Source organism: Actinomycetota bacterium (assembly GCA_035697485.1).
GTDB lineage: Bacteria > Actinomycetota > UBA4738 > UBA4738 > HRBIN12 > JAOUEA01.
Map to the genome: position 1 here is coordinate 12,271 of DASSCU010000015.1, position 26,338 is coordinate 38,608.

27 protein-coding genes are annotated in these 26,338 nt (G+C 69.7%); 6 read left to right on the forward strand and 21 right to left on the reverse strand.

From position 1 onward, the window contains the following. Positions 1–156: 156 nt before the first annotated feature. Positions 157–945, forward strand: a complete 789-nt coding sequence (locus tag VFI59_03125; GenBank protein ID HET6712683.1) for a fumarylacetoacetate hydrolase family protein — start codon at positions 157–159, stop codon at positions 943–945. A 23-nt stretch (positions 946–968) separates the two neighbouring features. Here the strand turns inward: VFI59_03125 and VFI59_03130 are convergent, their stop codons facing one another. The 11 genes from VFI59_03130 to sat all read right to left on the reverse strand — a co-directional run bounded on the left by VFI59_03130 (position 969) and on the right by sat (position 10,366). Next, positions 969–1,091, reverse strand: a complete 123-nt coding sequence (locus VFI59_03130; protein HET6712684.1) for a hypothetical protein — start codon at positions 1,089–1,091, stop codon at positions 969–971. A 13-nt stretch (positions 1,092–1,104) separates the two neighbouring features. Next, positions 1,105–1,941 (reverse strand): pyrroline-5-carboxylate reductase, encoded by an 837-nt coding sequence (proC, locus tag VFI59_03135; protein ID HET6712685.1) that lies wholly within the window; start codon positions 1,939–1,941, stop codon positions 1,105–1,107. A gap of 36 nt (positions 1,942–1,977) precedes the next feature. Then, the gene (locus VFI59_03140; GenBank protein ID HET6712686.1) at positions 1,978–2,637 is read right to left on the reverse strand and encodes a TetR/AcrR family transcriptional regulator; all 660 of its coding nucleotides are present in this window, start codon (positions 2,635–2,637) and stop codon (positions 1,978–1,980) included. A 615-nt stretch (positions 2,638–3,252) separates the two neighbouring features. Continuing rightward, on the reverse strand, positions 3,253–4,497 hold the full coding sequence (gene mshA / locus VFI59_03145; GenBank protein HET6712687.1) for a D-inositol-3-phosphate glycosyltransferase: 1,245 nt from the start codon (positions 4,495–4,497) through the stop codon (positions 3,253–3,255). 42 nt (positions 4,498–4,539) lie between these two features. Next, positions 4,540–5,520 carry an asparaginase gene (locus VFI59_03150; GenBank protein HET6712688.1) on the reverse strand — a complete coding sequence of 327 codons (981 nt, stop codon included), beginning with the start codon at positions 5,518–5,520 and terminating at the stop codon, positions 4,540–4,542. A gap of 41 nt (positions 5,521–5,561) precedes the next feature. After that, positions 5,562–6,332 carry an HD domain-containing phosphohydrolase gene (locus VFI59_03155; GenBank protein ID HET6712689.1) on the reverse strand — a complete coding sequence of 257 codons (771 nt, stop codon included), beginning with the start codon at positions 6,330–6,332 and terminating at the stop codon, positions 5,562–5,564. A 188-nt stretch (positions 6,333–6,520) separates the two neighbouring features. Beyond that, positions 6,521–7,063: an aerial mycelium formation protein gene (locus VFI59_03160; protein HET6712690.1), complete on the reverse strand. Its 543-nt coding sequence runs from the start codon at positions 7,061–7,063 to the stop codon at positions 6,521–6,523. 43 nt (positions 7,064–7,106) lie between these two features. Then, positions 7,107–8,204, reverse strand: coding sequence for a peptidoglycan DD-metalloendopeptidase family protein (locus VFI59_03165; GenBank protein HET6712691.1), 1,098 nt, complete (start codon positions 8,202–8,204; stop codon positions 7,107–7,109). Positions 8,205–8,270: 66 nt separating this feature from the next. Continuing rightward, positions 8,271–8,807, reverse strand: a complete 537-nt coding sequence (locus tag VFI59_03170; GenBank protein HET6712692.1) for a hypothetical protein — start codon at positions 8,805–8,807, stop codon at positions 8,271–8,273. Continuing rightward, positions 8,804–9,127 carry a helix-turn-helix transcriptional regulator gene (locus VFI59_03175; protein HET6712693.1) on the reverse strand — a complete coding sequence of 108 codons (324 nt, stop codon included), beginning with the start codon at positions 9,125–9,127 and terminating at the stop codon, positions 8,804–8,806. The genes VFI59_03170 and VFI59_03175 overlap by 4 nt, the downstream gene beginning before the upstream one ends. A gap of 63 nt (positions 9,128–9,190) precedes the next feature. Then, entirely contained in the window at positions 9,191–10,366 is a 1,176-nt protein-coding gene (gene sat / locus VFI59_03180; protein HET6712694.1) for a sulfate adenylyltransferase, read from the reverse strand. Between the two features lie 103 nt (positions 10,367–10,469). Here sat and VFI59_03185 point away from each other — a divergent pair, with 103 nt between their 5' ends. Beyond that, positions 10,470–11,204: a phosphoadenylyl-sulfate reductase gene (locus VFI59_03185; GenBank protein HET6712695.1), complete on the forward strand. Its 735-nt coding sequence runs from the start codon at positions 10,470–10,472 to the stop codon at positions 11,202–11,204. A 16-nt stretch (positions 11,205–11,220) separates the two neighbouring features. On the opposite strand, the gene VFI59_03190 is transcribed toward VFI59_03185, so the two are convergent. Beyond that, a complete protein-coding gene (locus tag VFI59_03190; GenBank protein ID HET6712696.1) occupies positions 11,221–12,684 on the reverse strand; it encodes a sulfatase in 1,464 nt (487 codons plus the stop codon). A 55-nt stretch (positions 12,685–12,739) separates the two neighbouring features. Beyond that, positions 12,740–13,654: a diacylglycerol kinase family protein gene (locus VFI59_03195; GenBank protein HET6712697.1), complete on the reverse strand. Its 915-nt coding sequence runs from the start codon at positions 13,652–13,654 to the stop codon at positions 12,740–12,742. Between the two features lie 56 nt (positions 13,655–13,710). Between VFI59_03195 and VFI59_03200 the strand changes: the two genes are divergently transcribed. Further along, positions 13,711–14,181, forward strand: a complete 471-nt coding sequence (locus tag VFI59_03200; protein ID HET6712698.1) for a DUF2269 family protein — start codon at positions 13,711–13,713, stop codon at positions 14,179–14,181. On the opposite strand, the gene VFI59_03205 is transcribed toward VFI59_03200, so the two are convergent. The 3 genes from VFI59_03205 to VFI59_03215 form a co-directional block, all read right to left on the reverse strand. Then, positions 14,178–14,444: a MoaD/ThiS family protein gene (locus VFI59_03205; protein HET6712699.1), complete on the reverse strand. Its 267-nt coding sequence runs from the start codon at positions 14,442–14,444 to the stop codon at positions 14,178–14,180. The two genes, VFI59_03200 and VFI59_03205, sit on opposite strands and share 4 nt — an antisense overlap. Continuing rightward, the gene (locus VFI59_03210; protein ID HET6712700.1) at positions 14,441–15,232 is read right to left on the reverse strand and encodes an alpha/beta fold hydrolase; all 792 of its coding nucleotides are present in this window, start codon (positions 15,230–15,232) and stop codon (positions 14,441–14,443) included. Before VFI59_03210 ends, VFI59_03205 begins: the two co-directional genes overlap by 4 nt. A gap of 106 nt (positions 15,233–15,338) precedes the next feature. Further along, the gene (locus VFI59_03215; protein ID HET6712701.1) at positions 15,339–15,914 is read right to left on the reverse strand and encodes a hypothetical protein; all 576 of its coding nucleotides are present in this window, start codon (positions 15,912–15,914) and stop codon (positions 15,339–15,341) included. Between the two features lie 206 nt (positions 15,915–16,120). Between VFI59_03215 and VFI59_03220 the strand changes: the two genes are divergently transcribed. Both VFI59_03220 and VFI59_03225 read left to right on the forward strand, forming a co-directional pair. Further along, positions 16,121–16,795: a response regulator transcription factor gene (locus VFI59_03220; GenBank protein HET6712702.1), complete on the forward strand. Its 675-nt coding sequence runs from the start codon at positions 16,121–16,123 to the stop codon at positions 16,793–16,795. 407 nt (positions 16,796–17,202) lie between these two features. After that, on the forward strand, positions 17,203–18,585 hold the full coding sequence (locus VFI59_03225; GenBank protein ID HET6712703.1) for a DUF2252 domain-containing protein: 1,383 nt from the start codon (positions 17,203–17,205) through the stop codon (positions 18,583–18,585). A gap of 114 nt (positions 18,586–18,699) precedes the next feature. Here VFI59_03225 and VFI59_03230 read toward each other — a convergent pair whose 3' ends face one another. Then, a complete protein-coding gene (locus tag VFI59_03230; GenBank protein HET6712704.1) occupies positions 18,700–19,296 on the reverse strand; it encodes a hypothetical protein in 597 nt (198 codons plus the stop codon). Positions 19,297–19,514: 218 nt separating this feature from the next. On the opposite strand from VFI59_03230, the gene glnA reads away from it, so the two are divergent. Then, the gene (gene glnA, locus VFI59_03235) at positions 19,515–20,936 is read left to right on the forward strand and encodes a type I glutamate--ammonia ligase (protein ID HET6712705.1); all 1,422 of its coding nucleotides are present in this window, start codon (positions 19,515–19,517) and stop codon (positions 20,934–20,936) included. Positions 20,937–20,988: 52 nt separating this feature from the next. Here glnA and VFI59_03240 read toward each other — a convergent pair whose 3' ends face one another. From VFI59_03240 to dhaL, 4 genes are all read right to left on the reverse strand, one after another. Further along, the gene (locus VFI59_03240; protein HET6712706.1) at positions 20,989–21,306 is read right to left on the reverse strand and encodes a hypothetical protein; all 318 of its coding nucleotides are present in this window, start codon (positions 21,304–21,306) and stop codon (positions 20,989–20,991) included. A 126-nt stretch (positions 21,307–21,432) separates the two neighbouring features. Further along, on the reverse strand, positions 21,433–24,216 hold the full coding sequence (locus VFI59_03245) for an AAA family ATPase (GenBank protein ID HET6712707.1): 2,784 nt from the start codon (positions 24,214–24,216) through the stop codon (positions 21,433–21,435). A 460-nt stretch (positions 24,217–24,676) separates the two neighbouring features. Continuing rightward, positions 24,677–25,672, reverse strand: a complete 996-nt coding sequence (gene dhaK / locus VFI59_03250) for a dihydroxyacetone kinase subunit DhaK (GenBank protein ID HET6712708.1) — start codon at positions 25,670–25,672, stop codon at positions 24,677–24,679. Then, positions 25,669–26,328, reverse strand: coding sequence for a dihydroxyacetone kinase subunit DhaL (dhaL, locus tag VFI59_03255; GenBank protein ID HET6712709.1), 660 nt, complete (start codon positions 26,326–26,328; stop codon positions 25,669–25,671). Before dhaL ends, dhaK begins: the two co-directional genes overlap by 4 nt. Between the last annotated feature and the right edge of the window lie 10 nt (positions 26,329–26,338).

Below are 26,338 nucleotides of genomic sequence, written 5' to 3' on the forward strand. Positions count from 1 at the left end.
CATCGTATCCGAGCGTCCCGAGGGCCGCCCACGAGCCCCGCTGACCTACGATTGGGGCAACCCGCACCGTGTCTGACCTGCAGCGATGAGTGCCGGCGATCCGGCGAGCGGAAACCGGGAAATCGTCGCCGTGCAGGCGTATGCTTCGGCTCCCACATGAGGCTCGTGACCTACGACCGGGGGGGGCACCGGCGATTGGGAGCGATCCTCGAGGGCGAGGTGGTCGACCTGCCCGATGCCGTCGGGCATCCGGCCTTCCCCACCACCCTCGAGGGTCTGGTCTCGAGCAGCCGAGGCAGCGTGATGGATGCCGCCCGTGCCGCCCTGCAGCGCGACGACGCGTGGAACTGGCGCGTGCCGAAGCCGCGCATCCTCACCCCGCTGTTCCCGCACTCCCTGCTCTCACCGCGCGCGATGGACGTCGAGCGTCGGATCGTCGGTCCCGAGCAGCCGGTGCCGTGGCCCGGCGGCGCGGCCTGGCTCGACTACGAGCCGATGGTGGCCGCGGTGATCGGCAACGAGGCGTCGAAGGTGAGCGCCGACGCGGTGCGCGCCGACATCTTCGGCTACACGCTCGTGAACGATTGGCGCGCCCGCTCGGCCGACGGGGCCCCGGTCCCCTCGGCCGAGGGGGTGCCGATCTCGGTGGGCCCGTGCGTCGTCACCGCCGAGGACCTCGACCCCCAGGCGATATTCGTGCAGGTGAAGGTCGACGACCACGACGTGATGAAGGGAAATCTCAACGGCGCCGCGTCGTCGCTGTTCGAGCTGATCTCCGCGGTCTCGCAGCACGCGGTGCTCGAGCGCGGCGACGCGTTCGCGCTCGGCCCCTTCCCACCGGTCGCCGACGACGCGGACCCCGCCCGTCGGTTGTGGCCGGGTGCACTGATCGAGCTGGCCGCCGAGGGTGTCGGCACGCTGCGCAATCGCCTCGGGTCCCGCTGAGGCACTCGGCCGCGAGAGGCGTCCTACTTCTTCTTCGCGGCCCTCCGCGCCTTGCCGGCCTCGACGGCCTTGCGTCCGTCGCGAGCCTTCTTCTTCCGCTGACGGTCCTTCGCTGACCGCACCTTCGCCAGATCGCCTCGACCCATCGTCGTCGTCTCCTCAGTCCTCGTCGTCGCCACCCTGCGCCAGCTCGAGCGAGCGTTGGCGCGCGGCGTCGATCGCGTTCAGGAACGCGGCCCGAACACCGGCTTCCTCGAGGTGACGGATCGCCGCGATCGTCGTCCCGCCGGGCGACGTCACCATCTCGCGCAGCTCCACGGGGTGCGTGCCCGTGTCGCGGAGCATCTTCGCCGAGCCCAGCATCGTCTGGATGATGAGTTCGGTCGCGACGTCGCGCGACAGCCCGAGCAGGATACAGGCCTCGATCATCGCCTCGGCCAACAGGAAGAAGTAGGCAGGGCCGCTGCCGCTCGTCGCCGTGACGGCGTCGAGGTGCTGCTCGGGCAGCCGCAACACCTTGCCCACCGTGCCGAGCAGCTCCTCGGCGATCGCGAGGTGGGCTTCGTCCGCCGAGCGTCCCGCCGAGATCACCGACATCGCTTCGTCGACCATCACCGGCACGTTCGACATCACACGCACCACCGGCACCCCGTCGGGCAGCTGCTTCTGCACGAACGACGTGCGGACGCCGGCGGCGAAGCTGATCACCGTGTCGCGGGGCCGGACGTGCTCTCGGATCTGCTGCAGCAGCACCTCGATGTCCTGGGGCTTCGTCATCAGCACGAGTACGTCGGCCCAGCGCACCGCCTCGGCGTTGTCGAGGGTCGCCGTGATGCCGTACTTGCCCGCGAGCTCCTGGGCGCGCTCCTCACGGCGGTTCGTCACCATGATCTCGTCGACCGTGCGCCCGCCCGACCGGATCAGGCCGGAGATCAGCGCCTCGGCCATCTTGCCGCCGCCGAGGAACGCGACCCTGCGTGCACCGTCGCTGCTCATGGGGCACAACCTACCGCACGCGCCGAGACCGAAGCCTCACGCCTCGTCCGGCGCGGCCTGGATGCCGTGACGCAGGATCTCGACGAACTCCTTGATGCGCATCTCGCGCCGTTCCGGCCGCCTGTGGATCAGCCCGGGGTCGAGATCGGCCGAGACCAACGCATCCTGGAACCGCTCGGCGACCCAATCGAGGGTCGACGCGAGCATCTCGGGATCGACGTCGTCGCGGACCTCGCCGCTGCGCACGCCGAACTCCACGAACTCGAGCGTGCCGTACGGATCCTCGCTGCGCATGAAGCGGTCGATCGGACGTCGGACGCCCATCCCGGCGTCGTAGCGGCCGATCACCGCGATGCGGTTGGGCACCGGGTCCTGCTCCACGAAGTCCTCCGTGTGCTCGAGCCACCAGTCGAGCGTCGCCCAGAACCCCTCGGCCGTGACCTCCTCGGGAGCGTCGAGCCACGCGGGCAACATCGAGACCGCGCGCTGATAGGCCGCCAGGAAGAGACCCTCCTTCGAGCCGAAGTCGAGGAAGACGGTGCCCTTGGCCACCCCGACGTCGGCCGCGATGTCCTCGACGCGCCCTCCACGGTAGCCGTGCTCCGCGAAGTGACGCATCGCGGCATCGACGATGCGGTCGCGGCGCTCGGCGGCGTCGCCTCGCTTGGTCCGACCCTCGCTCACCTCCGACGTCATGCCCGCACGGTAGCGGCCGAGCGCGCCCGAGGAAAGAATGAGCCCGAGAGACCTTCCGGCTCGCCGAGAACCGAAGCTCCCAGCCACCGTCAGCCTCTCGGGCTCAGGTGCTCCAAGCAACCTCCGCCTCGTCGCGGCGGTGACCGGTCGGCCCGGCGGGTTCGGCTCGCCCGAAGGCGCTCCGATCGCCTGCCGCCCGCCGGCTCGCCTTGCGGCGCTCCCGCGGCGGCGGGGCTCCCCTGCGACCCACCCGAAGGTGTGCCGCCGGGGGCCGGACCCGGCTTCGTCCTTGCGGCGTCTGCCTGGCCCGGGAGGCTCCGCTTCCGGCCTCGCGGCCTTCGTCGGCTCCCCGGAGTCCCGCGTCTGGCCTTGCGGCCTTCGTCGGTTCTCCCGGTTCCGTCTCCGCCTTTCGGCGGCTCCGGAACCTCGTCCGGTCTCCTCGCGTCGATGCTTCGACTGCTTGGAGCGAGGCGAACTGTACGGTCGGGACCAGGCACGGTCAACTCGGCGTTTCCGCAGGTCAGAGCATGAATGCGCTGGTAGCAGGCACAGCAAGTAGAGTGACAAATCCCAACGGACGGTGACGAACGCTCCAGCGGACGATGAACGCGCAGGTCAGCGACGGTGTGCGAGCACCTCGTCGTACACCGACACCACCTGATCGGTCGTCGCATCCCAGGTGAATCGCAGCGCCTGCCGGGCCGCCTCGTCGCCGAACGTCGACTGGAGCCGAGGGTCCCGAAGGATCTCCAGCAGCCGGTCGGCGTGGTCGCCCGGGTCGTGCCCCTCGACGAGGAAGCCGCTCCGGCCGTCCTCGACGACGTACGGCAATCCGCCGACGTCGGCGGCGACCACGGGGGTGCCACAGGCTTGCGCCTCGAGGGCAACCAGGCCGAACGACTCCGACCGCGAGGGCACGAGCACCACGTCGGCGGCGGTGTAGAAGTCGACGAGCTTGGACTGCGGCTGCGGCGGGAACAGCATCACGCGCTCGCTCACGCCGAGCGCCGCGGCGAGCTCGAGCAGCCTCGCGACCTCGGCCCCCTTGTCCGGGCCGCTCGGCCCGCCCACGATCGCGAGGACGAGGTCGCCGGCGGCCTCGGGATCGCGGGCGACGGCCTCGGCGAGTGTGCGCACGGCGACGTCGGGGCCCTTGTGGGGCTGCAAGCGGCCGACGTACAGGGCGAGACGGAGCCCCGACAGATGCAGGCGCTCCCGAGCGCGGGCACGGTCGCCGGGCACGAACAGCAGATGATCGACGCCCGGCGGCACGAGCCGCACGCTGCCCGGGTCGGCTCGGTACAGGCCGACGAGCTGCGCGGCCTCGGTCGGCGTCGGGGCGAGCACGCGATCGGCCTCGTCGATCACGGCCTGCTCCGCCGCGAGCCGCACCGCGGGCTCGGGAGGCTCCCCGCGGGCCAGCGAGTAGTTCTTGACCTTGCCGAGGGTGTGGAACGACGCGACGAGCGGCGCGCCGAGCGACGATTTGACCGCCCGCCCGACCCAGCCGGAGAGCCAGTAGTGGCTATGCACGATGTCGTAGCCGCGGCCGTCCTCGTGGGCCACGCGCAGCACCCCGCCGAGGAACTCGGGCAGGTACCGGGGAAGCTCCCCCTTCGGCAGCACCTCGCAGGGTCCCGCCTTCACGCTCACCACGCGGATACCGGGGCCGAGGATCTTCACCTCGTGGTCATCGCCCCCGCGGCATCTCGTGAAGAGGTCGACGGCCACGCCTCGGCTCGCGAGCCGTTCGGCCACCGCGCGCACGTAGACGTTCATGCCGCCGGAATCACCGGTTCCCGGTTGGTCCATGGGCGATGTGTGCACGCTGAGGACGGCGACGCGGGCGTTGTCGTTCATCACGCCGATGGTATGCGAGGTCGCCGCGAACGAGGAGCGAGATCAGTGGCGTCGGAGGGTCACGACGGGCTCGATCGCCCCGACGACCTCGCCCCCGCCGCGGACCGGAGGCCGAGCCTGCGGCGCGAGCTTCCGCCGCTGCGCCGCGTCGATCACGTCGATCTGGGTCAGCACTTCGACCATCGCCGGCCCCGCGGCTCGGAACCCGGCGTCGGCGACCTTGAGCGCCACCCCGATGCCGAGATCGGGGACGGAGACGCACAGCAGCGCCTCGGCGCCCTCTTTGGCGATCACGCCGGGAACCGCCTGCATCAGGGCGGTGTCGAATCGGTTGCGGCCGCCCACGAGGTAGGGCTCGGCGAGCATCGCCTCGGTCGCGCGTTCCACCCTGGGTTCGAGCTCGCCGAGCCGCTCAGGGACCCCGAGCCGTGCGTATAGGTTCGCGATCGCACGCAGGGGCACGCCGTGCACGGGCACGCCGCAGCCGTCGACTCCCACCGCGACGTCGTCGACGCCCGTCGCCCGTCGCACGGCCCGGAGCACCCGTCGCTGCAAGGGGTGGGCGCGCCGGGGATACGTGGCAGGGTCCCAGCCCGCCCGGGTGCTGGCGAGCAGCATGCCTGCGTGCTTGCCCGAGCAGTCGCTGAACAGCGCGTGTCGATGCTGGGCCCGCGCCATCTCGTCGTCGTCGAGCGGATACGACGGCGGCGTCCGGAGCGCCTGGGGGCCGAGCCCCGCCCGTTCGAGGAGCGCGCGGACCGCACCGAGGTGCACGGGCTCTCCGTTGTGCGAGGCGCACATCACGGCGACCTCGCGGTCCGGCAGGGGCTCGTCGCCGATCGCGGCCAGCGACACGGCCGCCTGCAGCGGCTTGGCGCAGGACCGGATGAACACGGGTCGCTCGGGGTCGCCCGCCCGCGCCAAGAGGCGACCCTCGATGTCGCAGACGGCGACGTGGCCCAAGTGCACCGATTCCTCGAGCCCGGAACGAACCACACGAGCGATCGGCACGGCGGCGACCATCGATGCGAGCCTACCCCGCCCCCGGCGGGCGGCGAGCGGCGTTAGACCGCGGCCGCGAGCGGTGCCGCTGGTGATCCGTCGAGCAGCCCGCCCTCGTGCACGAGGTCGAGGAACGCGCTCGCCACATCGGGGTCGAACTGGGAGCCCGCCCCGGAGCGGATCTCCTCGAGCGCCTGATCGAGTCTCATCGCGGCGCGATACGGACGGTCGCTCGTCATCGCGTCGAAGGAATCGATGATCGCGAAGATGCGGGCCGCGAGCGGGATCTCCTCGCCGCGGAGTCCCCGCGGATAGCCCAGGCCGTCCCATCGTTCGTGATGGGTCCGCACGATCTCGACGGCGCCCGCGAGGAACCGGATCGGCGAGACGATCTGAGCCCCGATCGCGGGATGCTCACGCATCACGGCCCACTCGGCTTCGTCGAGGGGACCTCGCTTGCACAGCACCGCTTCGGGGATCCCTACCTTGCCGATGTCGTGGAGGAAGAATCCGTACCCCACCTCGGGACGGGCTGCGAGTTCGGGGTCGACGCGCTCGGCGAGGGCGAGGCCGTATCTGTGCGTGCGATCGAGATGGCCACGCGTGGTGGCGTCCTTGGCCTCGACCACCTTGGCGAGCGACGTCATCGTCGCCACGTACATGTCGCGGATCCCCTCGAGCGCCTCCTCGAGCTCGAGGGTGCGGGCGCGTTCGGCCTGGTAGAGCGATCCGATCTCCCGCGCGAAGACAACGAGCTGCGCATGGAGGGCGGGAAGTTCGGTGTCGCTCGACACCGATGCCCCCGGCGCCCGTGTGATGTGCGTGACTGACATGATGTGCAAGCCCCCCGGCCCGTCGTGACGAGCACACTCTGGCGGCAATCACGCCGCGGCGCCATCGGACGCGCGAGGGGTTCTCGAGGAGGGGACGGCTGACCGCCGCATCCGCCGCTCGGAGTGGGTGTCGGGAGGAGGGGTGCTCCCCCACCCGGGGGACACGGGCGGCGAGAACGCCTGCCTCGCTACTGCAGGACGAGCGTGGGATCCTCCTTGTACCGGCGCATCAGCTCCGCCTGCAGCGTGTCGAGCACCCCGATGACGTCGCGGCGCGCCTCTGACACCTCGTGCTCCTCGGCGGTGAGCAGTTCGACCGCGGCGGCGAGACGCTCGTCGTCGAGCTCGGTCGGGTCGGAGATGCCCGTGTCGGCCACGAGCCGCTCGATGCGACGGCGCGCCAGCAGCATCTCGTCTTCGGGCAGGCCGATGCGCACGGCCTCGCCTCGAGAGGCGGTCTGCGGCTCGTCGCCGGCGAGGATCGTGGACAGACGCTCGATCAACGAGGCGCGATCGCCGTCGCTGTCCCGGCTCTCGAGCTCTGCCTGCAGGATCTCGGCCCGGCCCTGCACGAGTCGACGCAGCAGCGAGAGATACTCGCGCTCGGCGAGGCACTCGTCGCGGCGCGCGCGCAGGTCTTGCAGGCCGAGCGCGTCGAGTCCCTCGACGAAGCCGGGCTCGCGGATCCGGTCGATTCGGCGGTTGGCGGGATGATCCTGCTCGTCGGTCACGCGGCACATCCTACGGCGGCGGGGCGACCGTCGCCCGCCGGTCTCAGCAGACGCCGAGGAGCGCGGTGTAGGGGTTGATCGCAGCCCCCCCGCCCGGGTGGTACTCGAAGTGCAGGTGATAGACGGTCGTCCCCGTGTTCCCGACGTAGCCGATCGTGCTGCCCGCCGAGACGTGCGAGCCCTCGCCGTACGCGCCGTACGAGTCGAAGTGGGTGTAGAAGGTCCAGTCGGAACTGCCGTCGTGGAAGACCACGGCGCCGAGCCCGCCGATCGAGCTGCCCGTGCGGTGCACGGTGCCCGAGTGCACGGCGACCACCGGGGTGCCCTGGGCGGCGATCATGTCGATGCCGGCGTGCGAGCGACCGCCCGGCCGCGGGTCGCCGAACGAGTCGACGAACGAGTTCGGACCGTTCACGGGGCAGGTCTGGATCCAGCCGGTACCGGTCACCGGCGGAGGGGTCCCACCGCCCTCGCCGTCGGTCGAGCCGCCTCCGGCGCCCCTGGTGTTGTCGGCGGCCGCGGCGGCCGCGGCCTCTTCCTCGGCGAGTCGGTCCTCGAGCTCACCGACGCGAGAGGCGAAGCGCTCCAGCTCCGCCTGGATCGCCTGCTGCTGGGTCGCGAGGTCGGCGGCGGCGGCTTCCTGCTCGGCGATCGCATCGGCGAGCTGCTCCTGCTGCCACGCGAGCTCCTGGGTCTCGACGCTCACCCGGTTCGCGAGGTCGCTGTCCCCTTCGGCCACCGCCGACGCGAACTCGAGGCGGTCGACCGCGTCACCGACGGAATCCGACGTGAGCAGGGCGAGGGCCTGCGGGCTGCCGCCGGCGATGAACAGCGCCGCGGCGCGACGGTTCAGCTCCCGCTGGATCGTCGCGAGCTCGGACTGCAGCGTGTCGATGCGCTGCTGCGCGGCATCGGCCGCATCCTCGGACCGGGCGAGGTCGGCCTCGGCGTCCTGCCAGCGCTGGTTGATGCGGTCGAGCTCGGCGCGAGCGGACTGCAGGTCCTGTTCCGCCGCCCCCAGCTCGGCCTCGGTGTCGGCGCTCGCCGGCATCGTCACCATGGCACCGACGAGGGCACACGCGAGGATCAGGCTGAGGGAAGCTCGGGAACGGATCGTCGACTCCTTACGACGGGCACTCACGGGCCTATGACCAGGGAGGACGTTCGGTCGAGGCTACCAGTGACCCTCCGGCGCCTCAACTCGGGATCACACCCCCTGCTGGGGATCGATCCCATCCGCCCGGGCACGCTCGATCTCGTCGCGCAACGCCTCGAGGTGTGCCAGGTGGGCGATGTCCGTCGGCCGCTGGCCCGCCACCTTCATGCGCACGAGGTCGTCGAGACCTGCCACGTCGACCTGCAGGCCCTCGGCCAACTCGTACCTCGTCGCTCCCGCGATGAGGTCTTGGTAGCCCGCGGTTCCCGACGGGGTGCCGAAGATGTCGAGGGCGCCGTAGGGCGTCCTCAAGGTGAACGTGTCACCTAGGGTGAGAGCGCGGGCGTCGAGCGGGAACTCGACGTCGTCCACCTTTCGATCCACTCGCAACTCGGCTCGGAGCTCCGCGAGCGCGGCGACGAGATGGTCGAGGTTGTCCCGAGCCCGGTCGTAGCAGAGGTCGAGATCGTGGGTGACGACCGGCGTTCCGCGCAGATTCCCTGCGAGGCCGCCGATCACCACGTACCGAACCTGGTGACGGTTCAACGTCGCGAGGATGTGGTCGGGGTCGAAGCGCTCATCCTTCATGCGGACACCTCCCGCGCCCGGCGCCGCATCGCGCCGAGGCGCCGAGATGCATCGACGGAGTAGTGCCAGCGCTCGACGGGGGTGCGTCGGAGTGCGTCGCGGATCAGGGATCGATCGATCCCCGCCGTCACGTCCTCCACGGGGCGCAGCTGCATGCCGCAGGCACGGATGAGCGGGTCGAGCGTGTCGAGCGTCGGTGAGACCACGCGGTTCTCGATACGAGAGATCGTGGCCTGGGGAACACCCGCTCGGCGCGCCAGCTCACGCTGAGAGAGCTGGGCCCGCCGACGAGCCATGCGCAGCATCGCAGCAGCGTTCACGCTGCGATGATATCAGATACGTATCGATGGCGATACGTATCTGTATCGAATGTTCCGCCTTCCTCAGCCTTCCCGCGCCTGCATCGCTGCGATGAGGATGTCGGCGACCTCGGGCCGGGAGAACTCCTGCGGGGGTCGCTCCCCCTGACGGAGCATCTCGCGGACCTTCGTGCCCGACAGCGAGATGCGCGTCTCCTCGCCGTGGGGGCAGGTCTTCGGAGAGGCCATGCCCTCGCACGCCTCACACCAGAACGAGTGCTCGAAGTTCAGGGTCGTGATGCCCAGCTCAGCGGGCTGAAACTCGTTGAAGATCTGCTGGGCGTCGTACGTGCCGTAATAGGTACCGACCCCGGCATGGTCGCGGCCCACGATGAAGTGCGTGCAGCCGTAGTTCTTGCGGCAGATCGCGTGCCAGATCGCCTCGCGAGGCCCCGCGTACCGCATCGCTGCCGGGAAGATCGACACCATCGCGCGGTCCTTCGGGTAGTACCCCTCGAACAGCGCCTCGTAGCAGTGCATGCGCACGTCGGGCGGCACGTCGTCGCTCTTCGTGGCACCCATCAGGGGGTGCACGAGCAACCCGTCGACGATCTCGAGGGCGCACTTCTGGATGTACTCGTGCGCACGGTGGATCGGGTTACGGGTCTGGAACCCGACGACCGTCTTCCACCCACGCCTCGCGAACTCAGCTCGGGTTTCGGCCGGCGTGAGCCGGTAGGACTGGAAGTCCGCATGGACCGGCAGCGACAGCACCTCGATGTCGCCGGCGAGACAGTAGTCGCCCGAGTCGTAGACGGCCCTCACGCCCGGGTGTTCGGCCTCGTCGGTGCGGTAGACCGCCACGGCCTCCTTCTGTTTATCGCGCTTGAACGACCCACTGACGCGGAGCACCGCGATCGGGTCGCCCCCCTCGGCGGGCGTCAGCGCGACGGCGCCGCCTCCGCCGAACCGGTGCGCCTGCTCCTCGGTGACCCCGAGCACGACGGGGATCGCCCAGGCGAGGCCGTTCGTGAGGTGCATCGTGTCGAGGACCGAGTAGTAGTCCGCCTCGCCCTGGAACCCGGTGAGCGGACTCAGCGCGCCGACCGCGAGCATCTCGAGATCGGAGAGCTCGCGCTCGTTCGGCACGAGCTTGGGCAGGTTCGCGGCCTCGGTGGCGAGCGCGGAGGCGGCGTCGTTCCCGACGAGCAGGTCGACGAGCGTGCCGCCGTGGGGCGCGATGGGGTACGTATCGGACATCTCTGCAGGCTCCTTCGATGGGTGGCGTCACCGGTCGCCGGGGGGTGGACGACCGCGCACAGCATACGCGGTATGCTCCGCGGACCCGAGGGGGCCCGTCCGCATGCGAACCCTGCTTCCCGACGACGAACTCGTCGACCTGAACATCGCCTTCGAAGACGCGCATCCGCGCGAGATCCTCGTGTGGGCACTCGAGTCGTCGGGGCTCCGCAAGAGCGCGATCGCGTCGGCGTTCCAGGCCGAGGGCACCGCGATCATGCACATGGCCTCGGAGATCCGCCCCGACGTGCCGGTGCTCTTCCTCGAGACAGGGTTCCAATTCGCGGAGACGCTCGCGTTCAAGGAACAGCTCGCCGAACGCCTCGGGCTGAACGTGATCGATCTGTACGGGGAGCTCACGGTCGAGCAGCAGGCGGAACGCTACGGCGATCGACTCTTCGAGCGCGACCCCGAGCGATGCTGCGATCTCAACAAGGTGCGGCCGATGTTCGAGGCACTGCGCGGGCTCGACGGATGGATCACCGCGTTCCGGCGCGACTCGTCACCGACGCGGGCGGCGGCACCGTTCGTGGAGCAGTACGAGCTGGAACCCGGACGCACGATCGTGAAGGTGAACCCGGTGGCGGCGTGGACGCGCCGCGACACGTGGGCCTACCTGAAGCAGCACGACCTGCCGCACAACCCACTGTATGACCTCGGGTACGCGTCGATCGGATGCGCGCCGTGCACGCGCCTGCGGTTCGCGGGTGAGCCCGAACGCGCGGGCCGCTGGGCGGGACTGTCCAAGTGGGAGTGCGGCATCCACGAACGGGAAGCGGCGGACAGCCCGCGCACTTGAGAGCTGCTCACCCACGTCAGTCGCGCCAGTCGTACCCGGGTGGCGGGGGGGAGCAGAGCTCCCTCGCCATCGACCTGAGGCGCTCGTGGGCGCGGTCGGCAGCGCTGAGCGAGGCGAGGTTGCGCCGCTGCAACGGGTCGTCGCGGATGTCGTAGAGATCCTCGAACCCGTCGTCCTCAGAGCGCGCTGCCGAGTACCTCGCGTACATCCAGCGCTTCGTCCGCACCCCGCAGTACGACGGGACGGCGCCCCCGGACCCCTCGAGGTGCTCGAGCACGAACGCCCGCCGACGCCGGCCGCCGAACAGATCGAGTCCCTCGGGCGGGACGCGCCCTCCCCGCGATTTGATGCCGGTCGGCGTGTCCGGATCGAGGCCGACCGCGCCGAGGATCGTGGGCACGATGTCGATGTTCAGGGCGAGGCGCGGATCGACATCGCGCCCGACGTGGCCCGGCCACCGGACGATCAGCGGGACCCTGATGCTCTCCTCGTACGGAACCTGCTTCGAGCGCCAGCGATGCTCACCCCACATGAAGCCGTTGTCGCTCGTGAAGATCACGAGCGTGTTCCGAGGCACGGCGCGCAGGAGCGAGCCCAGCTGACGATCGAGCGAGTACAGGCTCTCGAGCTGGCGCTGGCGGATCAGGTCGATCCGGCGATCCGCCTGGTGGCTCCACCGCCGGAGCCGCAGGTACGCCGGCATGTCCGAGACGTCGTCAGCCGCCCCGAAGGTCGGGGGTCGCCATCGAGGGAGACCATCGAACCGACCCACGTCTCGCTGGGCCGGCGTGGCGACCTTCACCCCATCGATCCTCTCGGGACCGGAGTGCGGTGCCGTCGCCATGAAGAGCATGAAGAACCGACGCCGACCCTCGTCGATGAACCGCCTGGCGGTCCGCGTCATCACACGGGCCGAGTAGTCGCGGGGGCCGTGGCCGAACGGACCGACCAACGACCCGTCGGAGGCCGCCGAGTAGCCCTGGTACGAGCCGGTCGGGACCGCGAACCAGCGATCCCAACCCGGCGGCACGTAGCTCCAGTTGTCGTAGGTCGCTCCCACGTAGCCGTTCAGGTACCTGCCGATGAAGGCGGTTCGATAGCCCTCGTCGTCGAGGACCGAGGCGATCGAGAGCCGATCGTCGAACGCCGCGAAGCCCCCGTGTGGAGCGACGTTGTCGAACACCCCCGTCGTATGCGAATGGAGACCGGTGAGGATCGAGGCGCGGCTCGGGCAACAGAGCGAGTTCGGGACGAAGGCGTTGCGGAAGGACGTGCCCTCGGCGCGGAGCTCCTTCCGCACATGCGGCATCGCTGCGAGCGTCTCGACTCGTTGGTCGTCGGTGACGATCACGAGGATGTTCGGGCGACCGGCGGCAGCCGCAGAGACCGTCCACGCCGAGGAGACGATCAGCGCGGCTGCGATTACGAGGGGTGCCCTCCTCGAGCGGCGGCGAGACATCCCGAGGAAGCGCTGCAGCATCGCGACATGCTAGGCGATGGGCATCGTCGGCGAGTCGTGGCGCGCCGGGCCGCCCTCAGGCCACGACCCAGAGCGCCTCGCGAGCGAGCTCGATCTCGAGCCGCTGGTGGTCGCCGAGCGAATCGCCGTCGACCTGCACCGGGAACGGACGGTCCGACGTGACCACCACGTTCGACGCGTCATGGCGGTAGTCGATGTCGCGGCTCTGGACGTGGCGGGCCGAGCCGAACACCTGCGCAGCGATGCGGGGCACGTTGCGCCTCGCGAGCTTCCGAACGCTCAACACGTCGAGCCCGGTCTCGAGCGATGCCTGTGGCGTCATGCGCAGGCCCCGATCCTTGTAGTACGTGTATGGATCGGTGCGCCCGACCATCACCGAGAGCGACGGCTCCACCGCGCCGCCGTCGATCGAGACCTCGAGGTCGGGGAGCTTGCCCGCGTAGCCCACCATCAGCTCCCACGCGACGCTGCGGAACGCCACCCGGTCGAACTTCGCCTTCGTCTTCGGGAACTTCGCATCCATGCGGGCCATCGCCGCGGCATCGACCCCGGCCCCGCAGTTCACGGCGAAGTACCGGCCGTCGGCCCGACCGAGGTGCAGCTTGAACGACTCGTCGTCGAGCGCCTTCCCGATCAGCACGCCCGTGGCGTCGACGGGCTCCGTCGGCAGCCCGAGCGCGCGCACCAGGATGTTCGTCGCCCCGCCGGGCAGCACCCCGAGCGCCGTCGCGGTGCCGGCGAGCGAGTTCACGACCTCGTTGATCGTGCCGTCGCCCGAGAAGACCACGACGAGGTCGACGCCTTCGTCGACCGCCTGGGTCGCGATCTCGCTCGCGTGTCCTCGTTCCTTCGTCTCGGTGACCTCGAGGCGGAAGTCGGCCGACATCGCCTTCTCGATCACGGCGAGCGTGGGCTGGGACACCGTTCTCGCCACGGGGTTGACGATGAGCAGCACTCGTTGGAATCGCATGGGCGGCCAGTATCGCAGGGTGTGCGCCCGAACGCGTCGACGGCTAGCCTCCACCCATGCGGACCTTGCTCCTCGTCCTGCACGTGCTCGGCGCCGTGGTCGCCCTCGGGTTCTCGCTCAGCTACGGGCTCTGGGTGCGCAGGGGTGAGGCCGACGGCCCCCAGGGCAGAGCGTTCGCCTTGCGCACCGTCTCGTGGATCGACCGGCGCATCACGACCCCCGCGTTCATCGCGCAGCTGATCACCGGGCTCCTGCTCGTGGCGTCGATCGACTGGGATCTGTTGCGGCAGGCATGGCTGGAGCTGTCGCTCGGGATCTACGTGCTGCTCACGGTCCTCGCGATCGCGGTCTACGCCCCGTCGTTCCGCAGGCAGCGGGAGATCGCCGAGGCGATCGCCGATGGCACCGCCGAGGAGTCCGAGTACACGGCCGTCGCGTCGAAGGCCACCGCGTGGGGCGTCGTCGTCGTCGGCCTCACCCTCGTGATCGTCGTGCTGATGGTGTGGAAGCCCGTGCTCTGGAGCTAGTCCCGGTCGGACCCGGGCTCCCGGCCCTGCGAGCCGCCGCTGACCGGCGGCAGCAGCGCCACCTCGTCGCCCTCAGCGATCGGTGTATCGCGAGCGGCACGTTCACCGTTCACGACGAACGACCCCACCTCGGCGATCTGCGCGAACCGTTCCCCGTACCGTGCCGAGAGGTCGTCGATCACGTCGCCCACCGTGTGCCCGGTGGCCTCGACGTGCGAGTCCCCGGCGATCTCGCGGAGGGCGGCGAAGAGGCGGACGTTCACGTGAGGTCCACCATCTCGCCGAGCACGTCGACGAGCTTGTGAGCGAACGCCGGCGTCAGCCCGTCCTCGGCGTGACCGAACCCTTCCCCGATCAACAGCCGCTTGGGTTCGCCGGCGGCCTCGTACAACCGGTGGGCGTGCGACGGCGGGAACAGCCGGTCGTCGGCGCCGTGCACGATCACCACCGGGGTCGGCGCGATCTTGCCGATCACGTCCTCCGGCGACTCCGGCGGGTCCCAGTGGTCGGGCATACGCACCCCGAACGCCCGAAGCGCGGCGCGCCCGGCCGGAGTACCGATGCGCGCGTGCATGTTGCGCCGGGCTCGCGGGTGCGCGTCGTCGTGCCAGTCCCAGTACGCGAGCGACGAGATGCCGACCACCGCGTCGGTGCCCCCGAGCAACGCGCCGTGGCGGATCGAGGCGATCGCGCCCATCGACGTGCCGCAGGAGATGACCCTCGCGTGCCCTTCGCCGCGGGCGAGCCGATGGACCGCGTCGAGGTCACGGATCTCGTCGCCCCCGAAGTCGCAGACGCCGTCGCTGTGACCATGCCCTCGCATGTCCATCGCGTAGACCGTGAACCACGGGGTCAGCTGCTCGCCGAAGACGGCGAACCGCGGCTTGCGGTGCCATCCGATCATGCCGTGGGCGAGCAACACGGCGGGTCGATCCGGGTCGGCCTCGCCGAGACGGGTGCCGTGGATGTGCACGCCGTCGTCGGTGGTCACCACGAACGGCTCCGCCGGCACGCGCCAGTGGTGCGACGTGATGCCCTGGAAGGTCGTCATGGCCGGTCGACCGCTCCCCGATGCCTCGTCATCGAGAGCCAGCGTACCCACGATGCAGGAGCCGCCAGGGCCAGAGGGCCCCGGCGGCTCCGTGGAGAAGCGACCCTTATACCGCGGCAGTTTCCTTGACCATCGGTGCAGCTTGGACCTCTGCGGCGCGGTTCGCGTGGCGGAACCCGAAGAACGCGAGCACCGCGAAGAGGATGCCTGCAACGATCATCAGGTACCCCGCGTACACCGCGATGGTGGCTGCGGTCCACCACCCGTACGCGTTCAGCAGGATCGCCCTGAGCGTCTCACCCTTGAACAGGGTGTCGGCCTTGCCCTGAAGCTCGGCCGCCGTGTCGGGGTCGAGGCCTTCCTCACGGGCAGCAGTGCTCGTCTCCGAGTACGTGGCTCCCTCGTTGATCTCCGCGAGGTGCCCCTGGATGTAGCGCGAGTACGCCTCGGCCTGGTCCCCGTTGACGACCTGCTGCTCGGCGAAGTCCCCGATCTCTGCTTGCTCTTCTGGAGTCATCGCGTCGTAGGGAGGGAACACGATGTTCTGCGGCTCGAGTCGGTCGGTCACGTTGGACTGCGCGAAGTTCCCGCCGTACACGGCGAGCGCTCCGAGCACGATCAACGCGACGGCGAGAACCACGCCGGCGGTGCTGATCAGCTGGTCCCATGTCTTCCTGTTCATGTCGTACCCCTTTCTGTTGCTCACATCTCGGTTCAGCGTGCTCCTCCTGGGATGCCGCGACCGGAGGCGGACGGCACCATCTGCTCGGGACATCTCCCACAGGCGGTGGGACCTTCGACCCCCCGCCGGCCCCGGCCGGATGGCTGCCGAGCGGGGTTCGCCGCGTATTCCGTCGACGGAGCCCAGCCGATATCGTGAGCATAGCCATGAGACGCCTCGTCTTGCTCTCGGACCGCTCGCCGCAGGTGGTCTTGCCGGCGCTCGCCGAGGTGCTGCCAGACCTGAAGGTAGAACCGCTGTCGGTGGTCTCAGTCGGCCACGTGCCCGCCCTCGAACCCGAGGCGGTGCTCGTCGACGCGGCCGAGCATCCGGCCCAGGCGTGGACCGTGCTGCAGGCCCTCCGCGGACGGGACCCGCGCGTGCCGGTGATGATCGTGGTGGAGCGCGACACGATCGAGCGGTACCCCTGGCACGAGGTCGCCGACGAGTTCCTCTACCCGGGTGCTCCGGGGGCGGAGGTACGCGTGCGCCTCGGGATGCTCCGACGCCGGGCGGGAAGCGGCGACGGCTCCGTCACCCGTCTCGGCCCTCTCTCGCTCGACGTCGACACGTTCCGCGTCACGGCGAGCGGGCGTCCGCTCGATCTGACGTACAAGGAGTTCGAGTTGTTGCGGTTCCTCGCATCGAACCCCGGCCGCGTCTACACGCGTCCGGCGCTGTTGCGCGAGGTCTGGGGCTACGACTTCTACGGCGGCACGCGCACGGTCGACGTGCACGTGCGGCGTCTGCGCGCGAAGCTCGGGCCGGAGCACGAGCACCTGATCGAGACCGTGCGCGGGGTCGGCTACCGATCGGCAGCGCCCGAGGCGGGAGCGTCGTGACGAACCCCGCCGCAGACGATGGACGCCGTCGTGATCGGAGCGCAGCTCCGGGACTACCCAACTCGGGCCATCGGGAAATGATCCATCCGGGCTCTGTGCCGAAGGTTGCTGTAGCGCCGATGTCCTCGGTGTGAACGGCGACACGGGAGCCGCGCCACTCGTCCCCCCCGGGCGAACTCCCCTCGGTCACGCGGCTTCCGCCGCCGTTCCCCGGCTCGCGTCGGCGACCGCCGCGGCACCTTCGGGCGCCCGCGCCGACGCGAGCCGGCTTCCCCTCGCTCCACCCGGGTCCCGTCCGCTCCCCCTCCCGGGCGGGACCCCTGTCGGCTCGGCCGGGACATGGCCGTCGCGCATGGTTCCGTGGTACAAGCGCGACCGTTCGAGCGGATCACCATCACCTCTGATCGATGACAGACGCATCCTTCGTTCCCATCGAGGGCGCCGGCGACATCCGCCGGACGATCCCGCCTCGTGAGGAACGCGAAGCCATGGGCAAGGCGCTGCGACGGCGCGTGCCTCGAGCGACGCACGGACGATGGCGAACCGCCGACGACCGTCCGGACCCGGTCGAGGTGGTCCGCGCCCGCAACCGCGGACGCCAGCAGCGGCTCGTGCCCATCCGCATCGGCCGCATGCTCGAGTCGCCGTTCGCGTTCTATCGTGGCTCCGCGGACCTCATGGCGATCGACCTCCGGTCGACGCCGTCGACCGGCCTCGTCGTGCAGCTCTGCGGGGACGCCCATCTGTCCAACTTCGGCCTCTACGCCTCACCCGAGCGGCGCCTCGTGATGGACATCAACGACTTCGACGAGACCGCCCGCGGACGCTGGGAATGGGACCTGAAGCGCCTGGTCGTGAGCGTGGAGCTCTGCGGGCGGAAGAACGGGATCGACCGGGATCTCCGAGCCGAAGCGAGCGCGAGCGCGACCCGCGCCTACCGCACCCTGCTCGCGCTGACCGGACCGCTCCCACGGCTCGACGTGCACTACCTGGCCTTCGGGGAAGGTGACGGCCCGCCCGACCACTGGAGCCCCGAGACGGTGAAGCTCATTGAACGCGAGCGCAAGCGCGCCCACCGACGGACCCAGGAGCAGCTCGGCGTGCGCATGACCGACGAGGGCGGCGGGCGCTTCCACAACGATCCGCCGGTACTGACGGCGCCCAACAGCCGCATCCGGGACTCGGTCCTGGGCTCGCTCGAGTCGTACCTGACGACCGTCTCCCCCGACATCCACGAACTGCTGAAGGACTACGGGGTGCTCGACGTCACCCACAAGGTCGTCGGGGTGGGCAGCGTCGGCACCCGCGACTACATCGTGCTGCTCCAAGGCAATCACGAGGGCGACCACCTGTTCCTGCAGGTCAAGGAGGCGCTGCCGTCGGTCGTGCGCGATCCGAAGCTCGCGACACACGTCCACCACGGGCAGCACGTGGTCGACGGCCAGCGTCGCATCCAATCTGTCAGTGATCCGTTCCTCGGGTGGACCGACGTCGGTACGAGGCCGTACTACGTGCGTCAGCTGCGTGACATGAAGGGGGGTGTGCACCCCGATCAGCTGCGGGGACGAACGCTGGTCGACTACGCGGAGCTGTGCGGCACGATCCTCGCCAAGGCGCACGCGCGGACCGGTTACCCGACCGTGATCGCGAGCTACTGCGGCACGAGTGACCGCTTCGACCGGGCCATGGTGTCGTTCTCGCGAGACTACGCCGACCAGGTCGAACGCGACTACGAGGTCCTCGCCGCCGCTGTCGAGGCGGGCGCGATGCCCGCCGAGGCGGGCGTCTGAACCGGCTCAGCGGTGCAGACTCAACTCCTCGTCGACCTCGTCGCGGTCTTCGGGATCACCGAGGTCGCGACATCCGCCGGACGAGCGACGTGCTGAGTGGAGCTCGTCCAGGGCCTACGCCCCGGGCACCACGCTCGGCGTCGGAGGAGGCGGAGGCGGAAGCGCAGATGGCGGGGGGGTGTCCGACGGGGTCGGCGGAGGGGTATCGCTCGGGCTCGGCGGCGGGGTCTCCGTCGGGCTCGGGGTGGGTGGGGGCTCCGTGGGACTGGGCGGCGGAGGCTCCGCGTCGGTGGTCGGCGCCGGCGAGGGGACCGGCTCGGGCTCCACCTGGTCTTCCGCCGGCTCCCCAGGGGATCCGGACTCAGTGGTGCCGACGCTGGGTGCCGGACTCGCCGTTCCCGCGGTCCCGCCCGATACCGGCGGATCCGACTCCGCTGCCTTCGGCCGGGGGACGACGATCTCCGCCTCGATCACCAGCGGATCCTGCAGGACCTCGGTCAGGTTCCGATAGGCGGCACGGACGCCCAGGTCGGAATCCGACGCCACCAGGCCGATCAGCAGCCCGGGGACCGCGACGAGCATCGCGCCCACCCACACCCGGAGCGTTCGGGGCCCCGGGCGACGGACGAGGTACGCGCATGCGAACGCCAACCCCAGGCCGGCGGTGATGAACAGCGCGTTCGCGAGATCCGCGAGTCCCCTCCCGTGCATGCCCAGATACTACCGGCCTCCTGGGCGTGTCTTCCAGGGAGGATGCGCGACCGAGCAACCGCTGCCGTACCGCTCGCGGTCTCATCCACTGCCGAGCACACGGAGCGCGGCGGGGTCCGCGCCAGCGTTACCCAGAGTTAACGGCCAGGTAACAGCGCGACCCCCGACCGCCTCTAGGCTCGGTGAGACCGAGCGCCGAGACGAAGGGGGAAGCGCGGGTGGCAACGGCGAAGGACGTCATCGCACTGGCGAAGGAGCAGGGAGCCGAGATCGTCGACTTCCGCTTCACGGACCTACCGGGACAGGTGCAGCACCTGTCGGTCCCGGCCCACGAGCTGACCGAGACCAAGCTCACCGACGGCCAGCCGTTCGACGGCTCGTCGATCCGCGGGTTCCAGGAGATCCAGGAGTCGGACATGCTGCTGATGCCCGACCCCGATTCCGCCTACATGGACCCGTTCACCAAGCATCCGACACTGAACATCACCTGCTTCGTGAAGGACCCAGTCACCGGCGAGGACTACACGCGTGACCCGCGCAACATCGCGAAGAAGGCCGAGCTGTACCTGAAGCAGACCGGTATCGCCGACCGCTCCTACTGGGGACCCGAAGCCGAGTTCTACATCTTCGACTCGATCCGCTATGACCAGAGCCAGTTCGAGGGCTACTACCACATCGGTTCCGTGGCGGGCGCCTGGGCGACCGGTCACGAGGAGGAAGGCGGCAACCTCGGCTACAAGCCCCGGTTCAAGGGCGGCTACTTCGCGCTTCCCCCGATGGACAAGTACCAGGACCTGCGCACCGACATGGTGCTGAACCTGGAGAAGGTCGGGCTCACGATCGAGGTGCATCACCACGAGGTGGGCACCGCCGGCCAGGCCGAGATCGACATGCGCTACGACACACTCCTGACCACGGCCGACAACGTCATGAAGTACAAGTACGTCGTCAAGAACACGGCGTACCAGGCCGGCAAGACCGTGACGTTCATGCCGAAGCCGCTGTTCATGGACAACGGCTCGGGCATGCACACGCACCAGTCGCTGTGGAGCGGCGACGACAACCTGTTCTGGGACGAGGTCGGCTATGGGGGCATCAGCGACACGGCCCGCTACTACATCGGCGGCCTGATCGCGCACGCCCCCGCGCTGCTCGCGTTCACGAACCCGACGACGAACTCGTACCGCCGGCTCGTGCCCGGCTACGAGGCCCCGATCAAGCTCGTGTACAGCCAGCGGAACCGCAGCGCGTGTGTGCGCATCCCGCTCGGGTCGAAGAGCCCGTCGGCCAAGCGGCTGGAGTTCCGCACTCCGGACCCGAGCTGCAACCCGTACCTGGCGTTCAGCGCGATGCTGATGGCCGGCATCGACGGCATCAAGAACAAGATCGAGCCGCCCGATCCGATCGACAAGGACCTGTACGACCTGCCGCCTGAGGAGCACGCGGCCGTGAAGCAGGTGCCCGGGTCGCTGCTCGAGGTGCTGGGCGAGCTGGAAGCCGATCATCAGTGGCTGCTGGAAGGCGGTGTCTTCACGCAGGACGTGATCGACACCTGGATCGAGTACAAGCGGCTCGAGGAGCACGACGCGGTCGCCCTGCGTCCGCACCCCTACGAGTTCGGCCTGTACTACGACGTGTAGCGGAACGGCCGCCGCCCGGGCGTGAGCTCGGGCGGCGGTGCCTCTCCGGGAGTCATCCTTGCTTCGGATCCTTCTGCGGCGGGTGCGGTCCTGTCGCGGAGTGTCCTAGGATCGTCCCGGGCACCGGGACGGCTCCGGAGAGACTCTCCGGCCTGTGGTCCCCGATGATCGGCAGGTCCTCGACCCCGACGGTTCCGACGGCACCACGGGAGCCGGGCGGTGCATCCGGCTTCGGGATCGCGGTGACGCGCCACACCAGCAGGGCCGCCAGCAGCACCAGCGCGATCGTCAACGCTGCCGCGATCACGGCGAAGGACCGCCGCTTCACCGGCGCTCCGAGCGAGATCCTGGCCTCGTCCGTGACATCCATCCTGCGCCTCCTTCCTTCGGATGGAGCGAACGTATGACCGCGAGGCAGGCAAGGAATCCGTGATTCGCCACATGCTTGGGCGTGCGGACCACGATGCGAGGTCGGTCAGGCGGCTCGAGACGCGCCTTAGCGGGAGCCTTCAGGCTCCAGCATCTCGGCCCGCAGCTCCCTCCGCGAGGCGATCCCGAGCTTCGAGTAGACCCGGGAGAGATTGGACTCGACGGTCCGCACGCTCACGAACAACGCGTCAGCGACTTCGCGGTTCGTGAGCCCCGTGGCGACGAGGCCGGCGATCTGCCGCTCGGTCGCGGTGAGATCGTGAGGCGCGGACCGACCGCTGATCCGGGCGAGCGATCTGCGTGCCTTGGCCGCCCACAGCGATGCCCCGAGGTCGTCGAACATCCGCACGGCGGTCTCGAGCGCTTCGCGGGCGGAGCGCTTCTGCTTGGCGCGCCGGCGGACGTCACCTAACGCGAGCTGCGACCGGGCCAGCTCGAACGGCTGGCCCATCCCGGCGTGCATCTCGATCGACGTCGTGATCGAGGTGGTCGCGCGATCGAAGTCGCCGTTCGCGGCGGCCATCAGCCCGCGGCACCGCGCAGACGCGGCGAGCGCCGGCGCACGGGCGAGCTCCGAGGCGTGTTGCTCGAACGGCTCGAGCACCGACCCGGCGCGGTCGAGATCGCCCATGCCCACCAGCGCCTCCACGAGATCGGGGGGGAAGGGATAGATGCCCTGCTCGACGATCCCACGGGAGGAGAGCAGCTCGGGCAGCGGTGACAGCCATCGCTCCGCCCCCTCGGGATGGCTGAGCGAGAGCTCGAGGAAGCCGAGCACGGAGCGGTTCGTGATGACGTGGAACACGTCCCCGTGCCGTTCGGCGAGGGAGAGGCCCTCGATCGCATCACCGCGGCTGCGATCAGCGATCCCGAGGTGCGCCAGCGCCAGCGCCCGGACCCACAAACCTGTCTCCCTGGCCTGCTCGTACCCGCCTTCCATCATCGTCTCGAGCAGCTCCTCGGCATGCTCGAGCGCCTTCGAGAAGTTGCCCGCGCGAGTCTCCAGCTCGGACAGATAGATGAAGCCTTCCCACAACGGGAGGTACTGGCCTCGCTCGACGAGGTGCTGGGCATGCGCTTCGAGCTCGCTACGTGCCCGGTCGAGATCACCGGACCACATCAGCAGCGCGCCGAGCGTGTTGCGGGCACTGACGAGCGAGTACGAGACTGCCGCGGGACCCTCGGGGTCGAGCTGGAGGTCAAGGGCTCGCTCCAATAGTCCCGCAACGTCACGACCGAGCATGTACTCGGCGTAGGCGGCCGTGACGAGGCCCAGCGACAAGGGTCCGGGATCGTCAAGCCCTTCGGCGAGCTCGATCGCTTCCCGGGCCTTCGCAGAAGCGGCTCGGAGATCGCCGCCAAGGATCTCGACCCAACCGAGATCGGCGATCGCCGATGCGAGCAGCGCCGACGGCTCCTCGAGATCGGCGACCACGGCATCGAGCACCGGCCGGAGCCTTGTGACGTCGTTCCAGCTGAAGACCGAGATCAGGTATCCGATCTCCGCACGTCCAGGCCCAGGCGGCGCAACTTCGAGGAGTTCCCCCGCGAGCGCGAGCGCGGCGACAGCGTCGCCCGAGACGAACCGGTACTCCGCCGCCTTCATGGCGCGTCGCCGCGACGCCTCGACATCGTCTCCCGGCGTCATCCGGCGTGCGAGCTCGGCCAGCTCGGCGGCGGTCGCGGGAGCGCCACGGCCGCTGGCACCATGCGCGGCGTCCTCGAGCGCGTCGGCGACGTCTGCCGCAGGCTCCGCAGCGGCGAGGGCCAGGTGCCGCGCCCGCTCCTCGGGATCGTCGACGGCATCGGCGAGACGACCATGCGCATCACGCCTGCGGGCCGACGTTGCGCGGCGGTACACGGTCGAAGCGAGGAGCGGGTGCGTGAAGCTGACTTCGTCCCCACGCACGCGCACGACGTCTGCGTCTTCGGCGGGACCGAGGAGATCGGCCTGCGCGCTCGGGGTCGCGGCTCGAAGCACGTGCACTGTCGGTCGAGTCGTCGCGGCTGCAAGCAGCAACGCGTTGCGGGTCCGTGCGGGAAGGCGACGGAGGCGAGCGTGCAACAGCCCCTCCAGATCGTCGGGCGCCGGAAGAGGCTCGCCAGGCAATAGATCGAGCCCGTCCCGACGGAGCGCCCGCACGATCTCCCGCGCGAACAGCGGATTCCCGAGCGTGGCTTCGTGCACTCGAACGAGCGTCGGTCGCGAGAGCTCGGCGCCCGTCCACATCCGCACGATCTTCGCGATGGAGTCGACCCCCAGCGCGTCGACGACGATCCGTTCCGCGCGCGGGCCCAGGCAGCCTTCGATGGCGATCGGATCGTGCAGCCCGCCGGCGTCACGCAACGTCGCCAAGACGCCGACACGCTCGGTCGTCAACCGTCGGAGGGCGAACGACAGCGCCGAGGCAGACGCTCCGTCGATCCACTGCACGTCGTCGACGGCGAGGACGAGCGGTCGCTCCGCAGCGAGCAGCTTCAATGCGCCCAGCGTTGCCGTCGAGACGGCACGGCGGTCAGCGCCCCTCCCGGAACCCTCCGCCCTGAGCAGCGCGATGTCGAGGGCTCGGCGTTGTGGGTCGGGCAACGCGACGGCGAGCTCGTCAGCCACGTCGGCGAGGAGATCGCCGAGCGCCGCGTACGTGAGCGTCGCCTCAGAACCAGCCAGCCGCGATGTCGCGACACGGTACCCGCGCTGCTTCGCGAGCGGAAGCGCCGCTTGCCATACCATGCTCTTCCCGATCCCGGGCTCCCCCGCCAGGACCAGGCCGCACGCCCCGTGGGGCACCATCGACAGGAACCGCTCGAGCGCTTCGAGCTCTCGCTCTCTGCCGACGATCTCCTCGCCCATCGGCCCCTCGCTGCTCGACCTTTCCCCCTCGCGGGCGGCTCTATCCTCGCAGGAACGCGTGGTCGCCAGCCACGGCCACCGGGTCGAAAGCCCGGCTCGACCGCCTGAAGTTCCGCATGCCCGACGCGCGCGACACGACCCGTCGACCGCTCCCGAGGAACACGACTGGGTGCCTGGGCGGTCGATCTACACCACGCTGAGACCGCCGAGTGCAAGGGTGCGGGGTCTGGGCACCGCCGGCTTCATCGATCGGACAGGCTGGGCCTGTGAATGCTTGCACTGGTGCTGATCGCGTCGTCGCGATCGACCGATCGACTTGGTCCTCCGAGCCGTTCGTGGGCACGCGGAGGCGTGGATTCCCCACGATCCGACGAGGGGTAGTGAGCGTTCCGTCGTCAAGCGATGCGGACGGAACGGTGGCCCCGGCGAGGGGCGCACCGTTCCGTGGAGCCGGATCGGCTCAGAAGACCCGTGAGGCGACCTCGGCCGGCGCAGCGAACAGCGACACGAGCTCGTCGTCGAGCTTCACGAGCGTGACCGAGCACCCCGCCATGTCGAGCGATGTGCAGTACTCGCCGACGTAGCTGCGTCCGACGTTGATCCCTCGCGACGCGAGCTGATCGTGGGCCCGGCCGTAGAGCAAGTACAGCTCGCTGATCGGCGTGCCGCCGAGCCCGTTGATCATCAGTGCGACGTTGTCGCCCTTGTTGAAAGGAAGGTCCGACGCGGTCGCCTCCACGAGCTCGTCGACGATCGCGTTGGCGTCGGCGAGCTTCTCGCGGCGTCGGCCCGGTTCGCCGTGGATGCCGACGCCCATCTCCATCTCGTCTTCACCGAGGTCGAAGAGCGGCGACCCCTTCGCTGGCGGCGTGCACGACGTGAGCGCCATGCCCATCGTGCGGGTGACCGAGTTCACCCGCTCACCCAACGCGACCAGGTCGTCGAGCTCGGCGCCCTGCTCGGACGCCGCACCCACCGCCTTGATGACGAAGAAGTTCCCCGCGACGCCGCGACGCCCGACCGTCCAGGTCGAGTCCTTCACGGCGACGTCGTCGTCGACGATCACGGTCCCGATCCGGATGCCCTCGGCGTCCGCCATCTCGGCGCCCATCTCGAACGCCATGCGGTCACCGGTGTAGTTGTTGATCAGGTGGAGCACGCCCTTTGCGGAGTTGAGCAGCTTGGTGGTCTCGAGCACGTAGTCCATCGGCGGGGCCGCGAACACGTCGCCCGGGCACGCGGCGTCGAGCATCCCCTTGCCCACGATCATCACGTGCGCGGGCTCGTGCCCTGATCCGGACCCCTGCACGATCGAGACCTTCGCGTCGCTGGGCGCGTCGGCCCGCATGATCAGGTTGTACTCGGGCACGTACTTCAGCGTGTCCGGGTTGGCGAGCGCGATCCCCTTGAGCATCTCGGGGACGAACTCCTTCGGGTCGTTCACGAACTTCTTCACGACGTTCCCTCCTTCGGCTCGTCGGCCGCCCATGCGTCGGCGACCCGCTCGAACATGATCGCGACGGCGATCGCCCCCGCGTCCAAGGTTCCGATGCTGCGTTCTCCCGTGTAGGCGGCCCGGCCACGCTTGGCGATCATCTCCGTGGTCGCCTCGGCCCGTTCCCGCGCCGTGGTGGCCGCCTTCCGGATCGCCGCCTCCGCGTCGTCTCGCTCAGCGAGCGCCTGCTCGAGCTCGTCGACCGCCGGCTGGAGCGCATCGAGCAGGGTCTTGTCACCCAGATCCGAGTTGCCCCGCTTCTTGATGCCCTCGATCGCCGCGCGGAGCATCGCGATCACGTCGTCGGCCGTGAGCTCGGTCTTGTCGGCGGCCACGGCCCCAGCTCGCAGGAACCCCGTGCCCCACAGCGGCCCGGAGGTTCCTCCGACGCGGCTGGTGATCACGACCGCGATCTTCTTCAGGAACGTCCCGATGTCGTCGCGGTCGAAGGCATCGAAGTCGGCCAACACCAGCTCGAAGCCGCGCGCCATCGAGTACCCGAAGTCGCCGTCGCCCACGACCGCGTCCAGCTCGCCGAAGTACTGCTCGTTGTCGACCGCGGTCTGCGCGATCGTCCGTACAACCAGCTCGACACCCTCAAAGCTCGAGTCCGCCATCCACACCTCC

Coding starts and splice junctions, on each gene's coding strand:
- VFI59_03125 (HET6712683.1), top strand. CDS start 157: ATGAGGCTCGTGACCTACGACCGGGGGGGGCACCGGCGATTGGGAGCG.
- VFI59_03130 (HET6712684.1), bottom strand. CDS start 1,091: ATGGGTCGAGGCGATCTGGCGAAGGTGCGGTCAGCGAAGGACCGTCAG.
- proC (HET6712685.1), bottom strand. CDS start 1,941: ATGAGCAGCGACGGTGCACGCAGGGTCGCGTTCCTCGGCGGCGGCAAG.
- VFI59_03140 (HET6712686.1), bottom strand. CDS start 2,637: ATGACGTCGGAGGTGAGCGAGGGTCGGACCAAGCGAGGCGACGCCGCC.
- mshA (HET6712687.1), bottom strand. CDS start 4,497: ATGAACGACAACGCCCGCGTCGCCGTCCTCAGCGTGCACACATCGCCC.
- VFI59_03150 (HET6712688.1), bottom strand. CDS start 5,520: ATGGTCGCCGCCGTGCCGATCGCTCGTGTGGTTCGTTCCGGGCTCGAG.
- VFI59_03155 (HET6712689.1), bottom strand. CDS start 6,332: ATGTCAGTCACGCACATCACACGGGCGCCGGGGGCATCGGTGTCGAGC.
- VFI59_03170 (HET6712692.1), bottom strand. CDS start 8,807: ATGAAGGATGAGCGCTTCGACCCCGACCACATCCTCGCGACGTTGAAC.
- sat (HET6712694.1), bottom strand. CDS start 10,366: ATGTCCGATACGTACCCCATCGCGCCCCACGGCGGCACGCTCGTCGAC.
- VFI59_03185 (HET6712695.1), top strand. CDS start 10,470: ATGCGAACCCTGCTTCCCGACGACGAACTCGTCGACCTGAACATCGCC.
- VFI59_03190 (HET6712696.1), bottom strand. CDS start 12,684: ATGCTGCAGCGCTTCCTCGGGATGTCTCGCCGCCGCTCGAGGAGGGCA.
- VFI59_03195 (HET6712697.1), bottom strand. CDS start 13,654: ATGCGATTCCAACGAGTGCTGCTCATCGTCAACCCCGTGGCGAGAACG.
- VFI59_03200 (HET6712698.1), top strand. CDS start 13,711: ATGCGGACCTTGCTCCTCGTCCTGCACGTGCTCGGCGCCGTGGTCGCC.
- VFI59_03210 (HET6712700.1), bottom strand. CDS start 15,232: ATGACGACCTTCCAGGGCATCACGTCGCACCACTGGCGCGTGCCGGCG.
- VFI59_03215 (HET6712701.1), bottom strand. CDS start 15,914: ATGAACAGGAAGACATGGGACCAGCTGATCAGCACCGCCGGCGTGGTT.
- VFI59_03220 (HET6712702.1), top strand. CDS start 16,121: ATGAGACGCCTCGTCTTGCTCTCGGACCGCTCGCCGCAGGTGGTCTTG.
- VFI59_03225 (HET6712703.1), top strand. CDS start 17,203: ATGACAGACGCATCCTTCGTTCCCATCGAGGGCGCCGGCGACATCCGC.
- VFI59_03230 (HET6712704.1), bottom strand. CDS start 19,296: ATGCACGGGAGGGGACTCGCGGATCTCGCGAACGCGCTGTTCATCACC.
- VFI59_03240 (HET6712706.1), bottom strand. CDS start 21,306: ATGGATGTCACGGACGAGGCCAGGATCTCGCTCGGAGCGCCGGTGAAG.
- VFI59_03245 (HET6712707.1), bottom strand. CDS start 24,216: ATGGGCGAGGAGATCGTCGGCAGAGAGCGAGAGCTCGAAGCGCTCGAG.
- dhaL (HET6712709.1), bottom strand. CDS start 26,328: ATGGCGGACTCGAGCTTTGAGGGTGTCGAGCTGGTTGTACGGACGATC.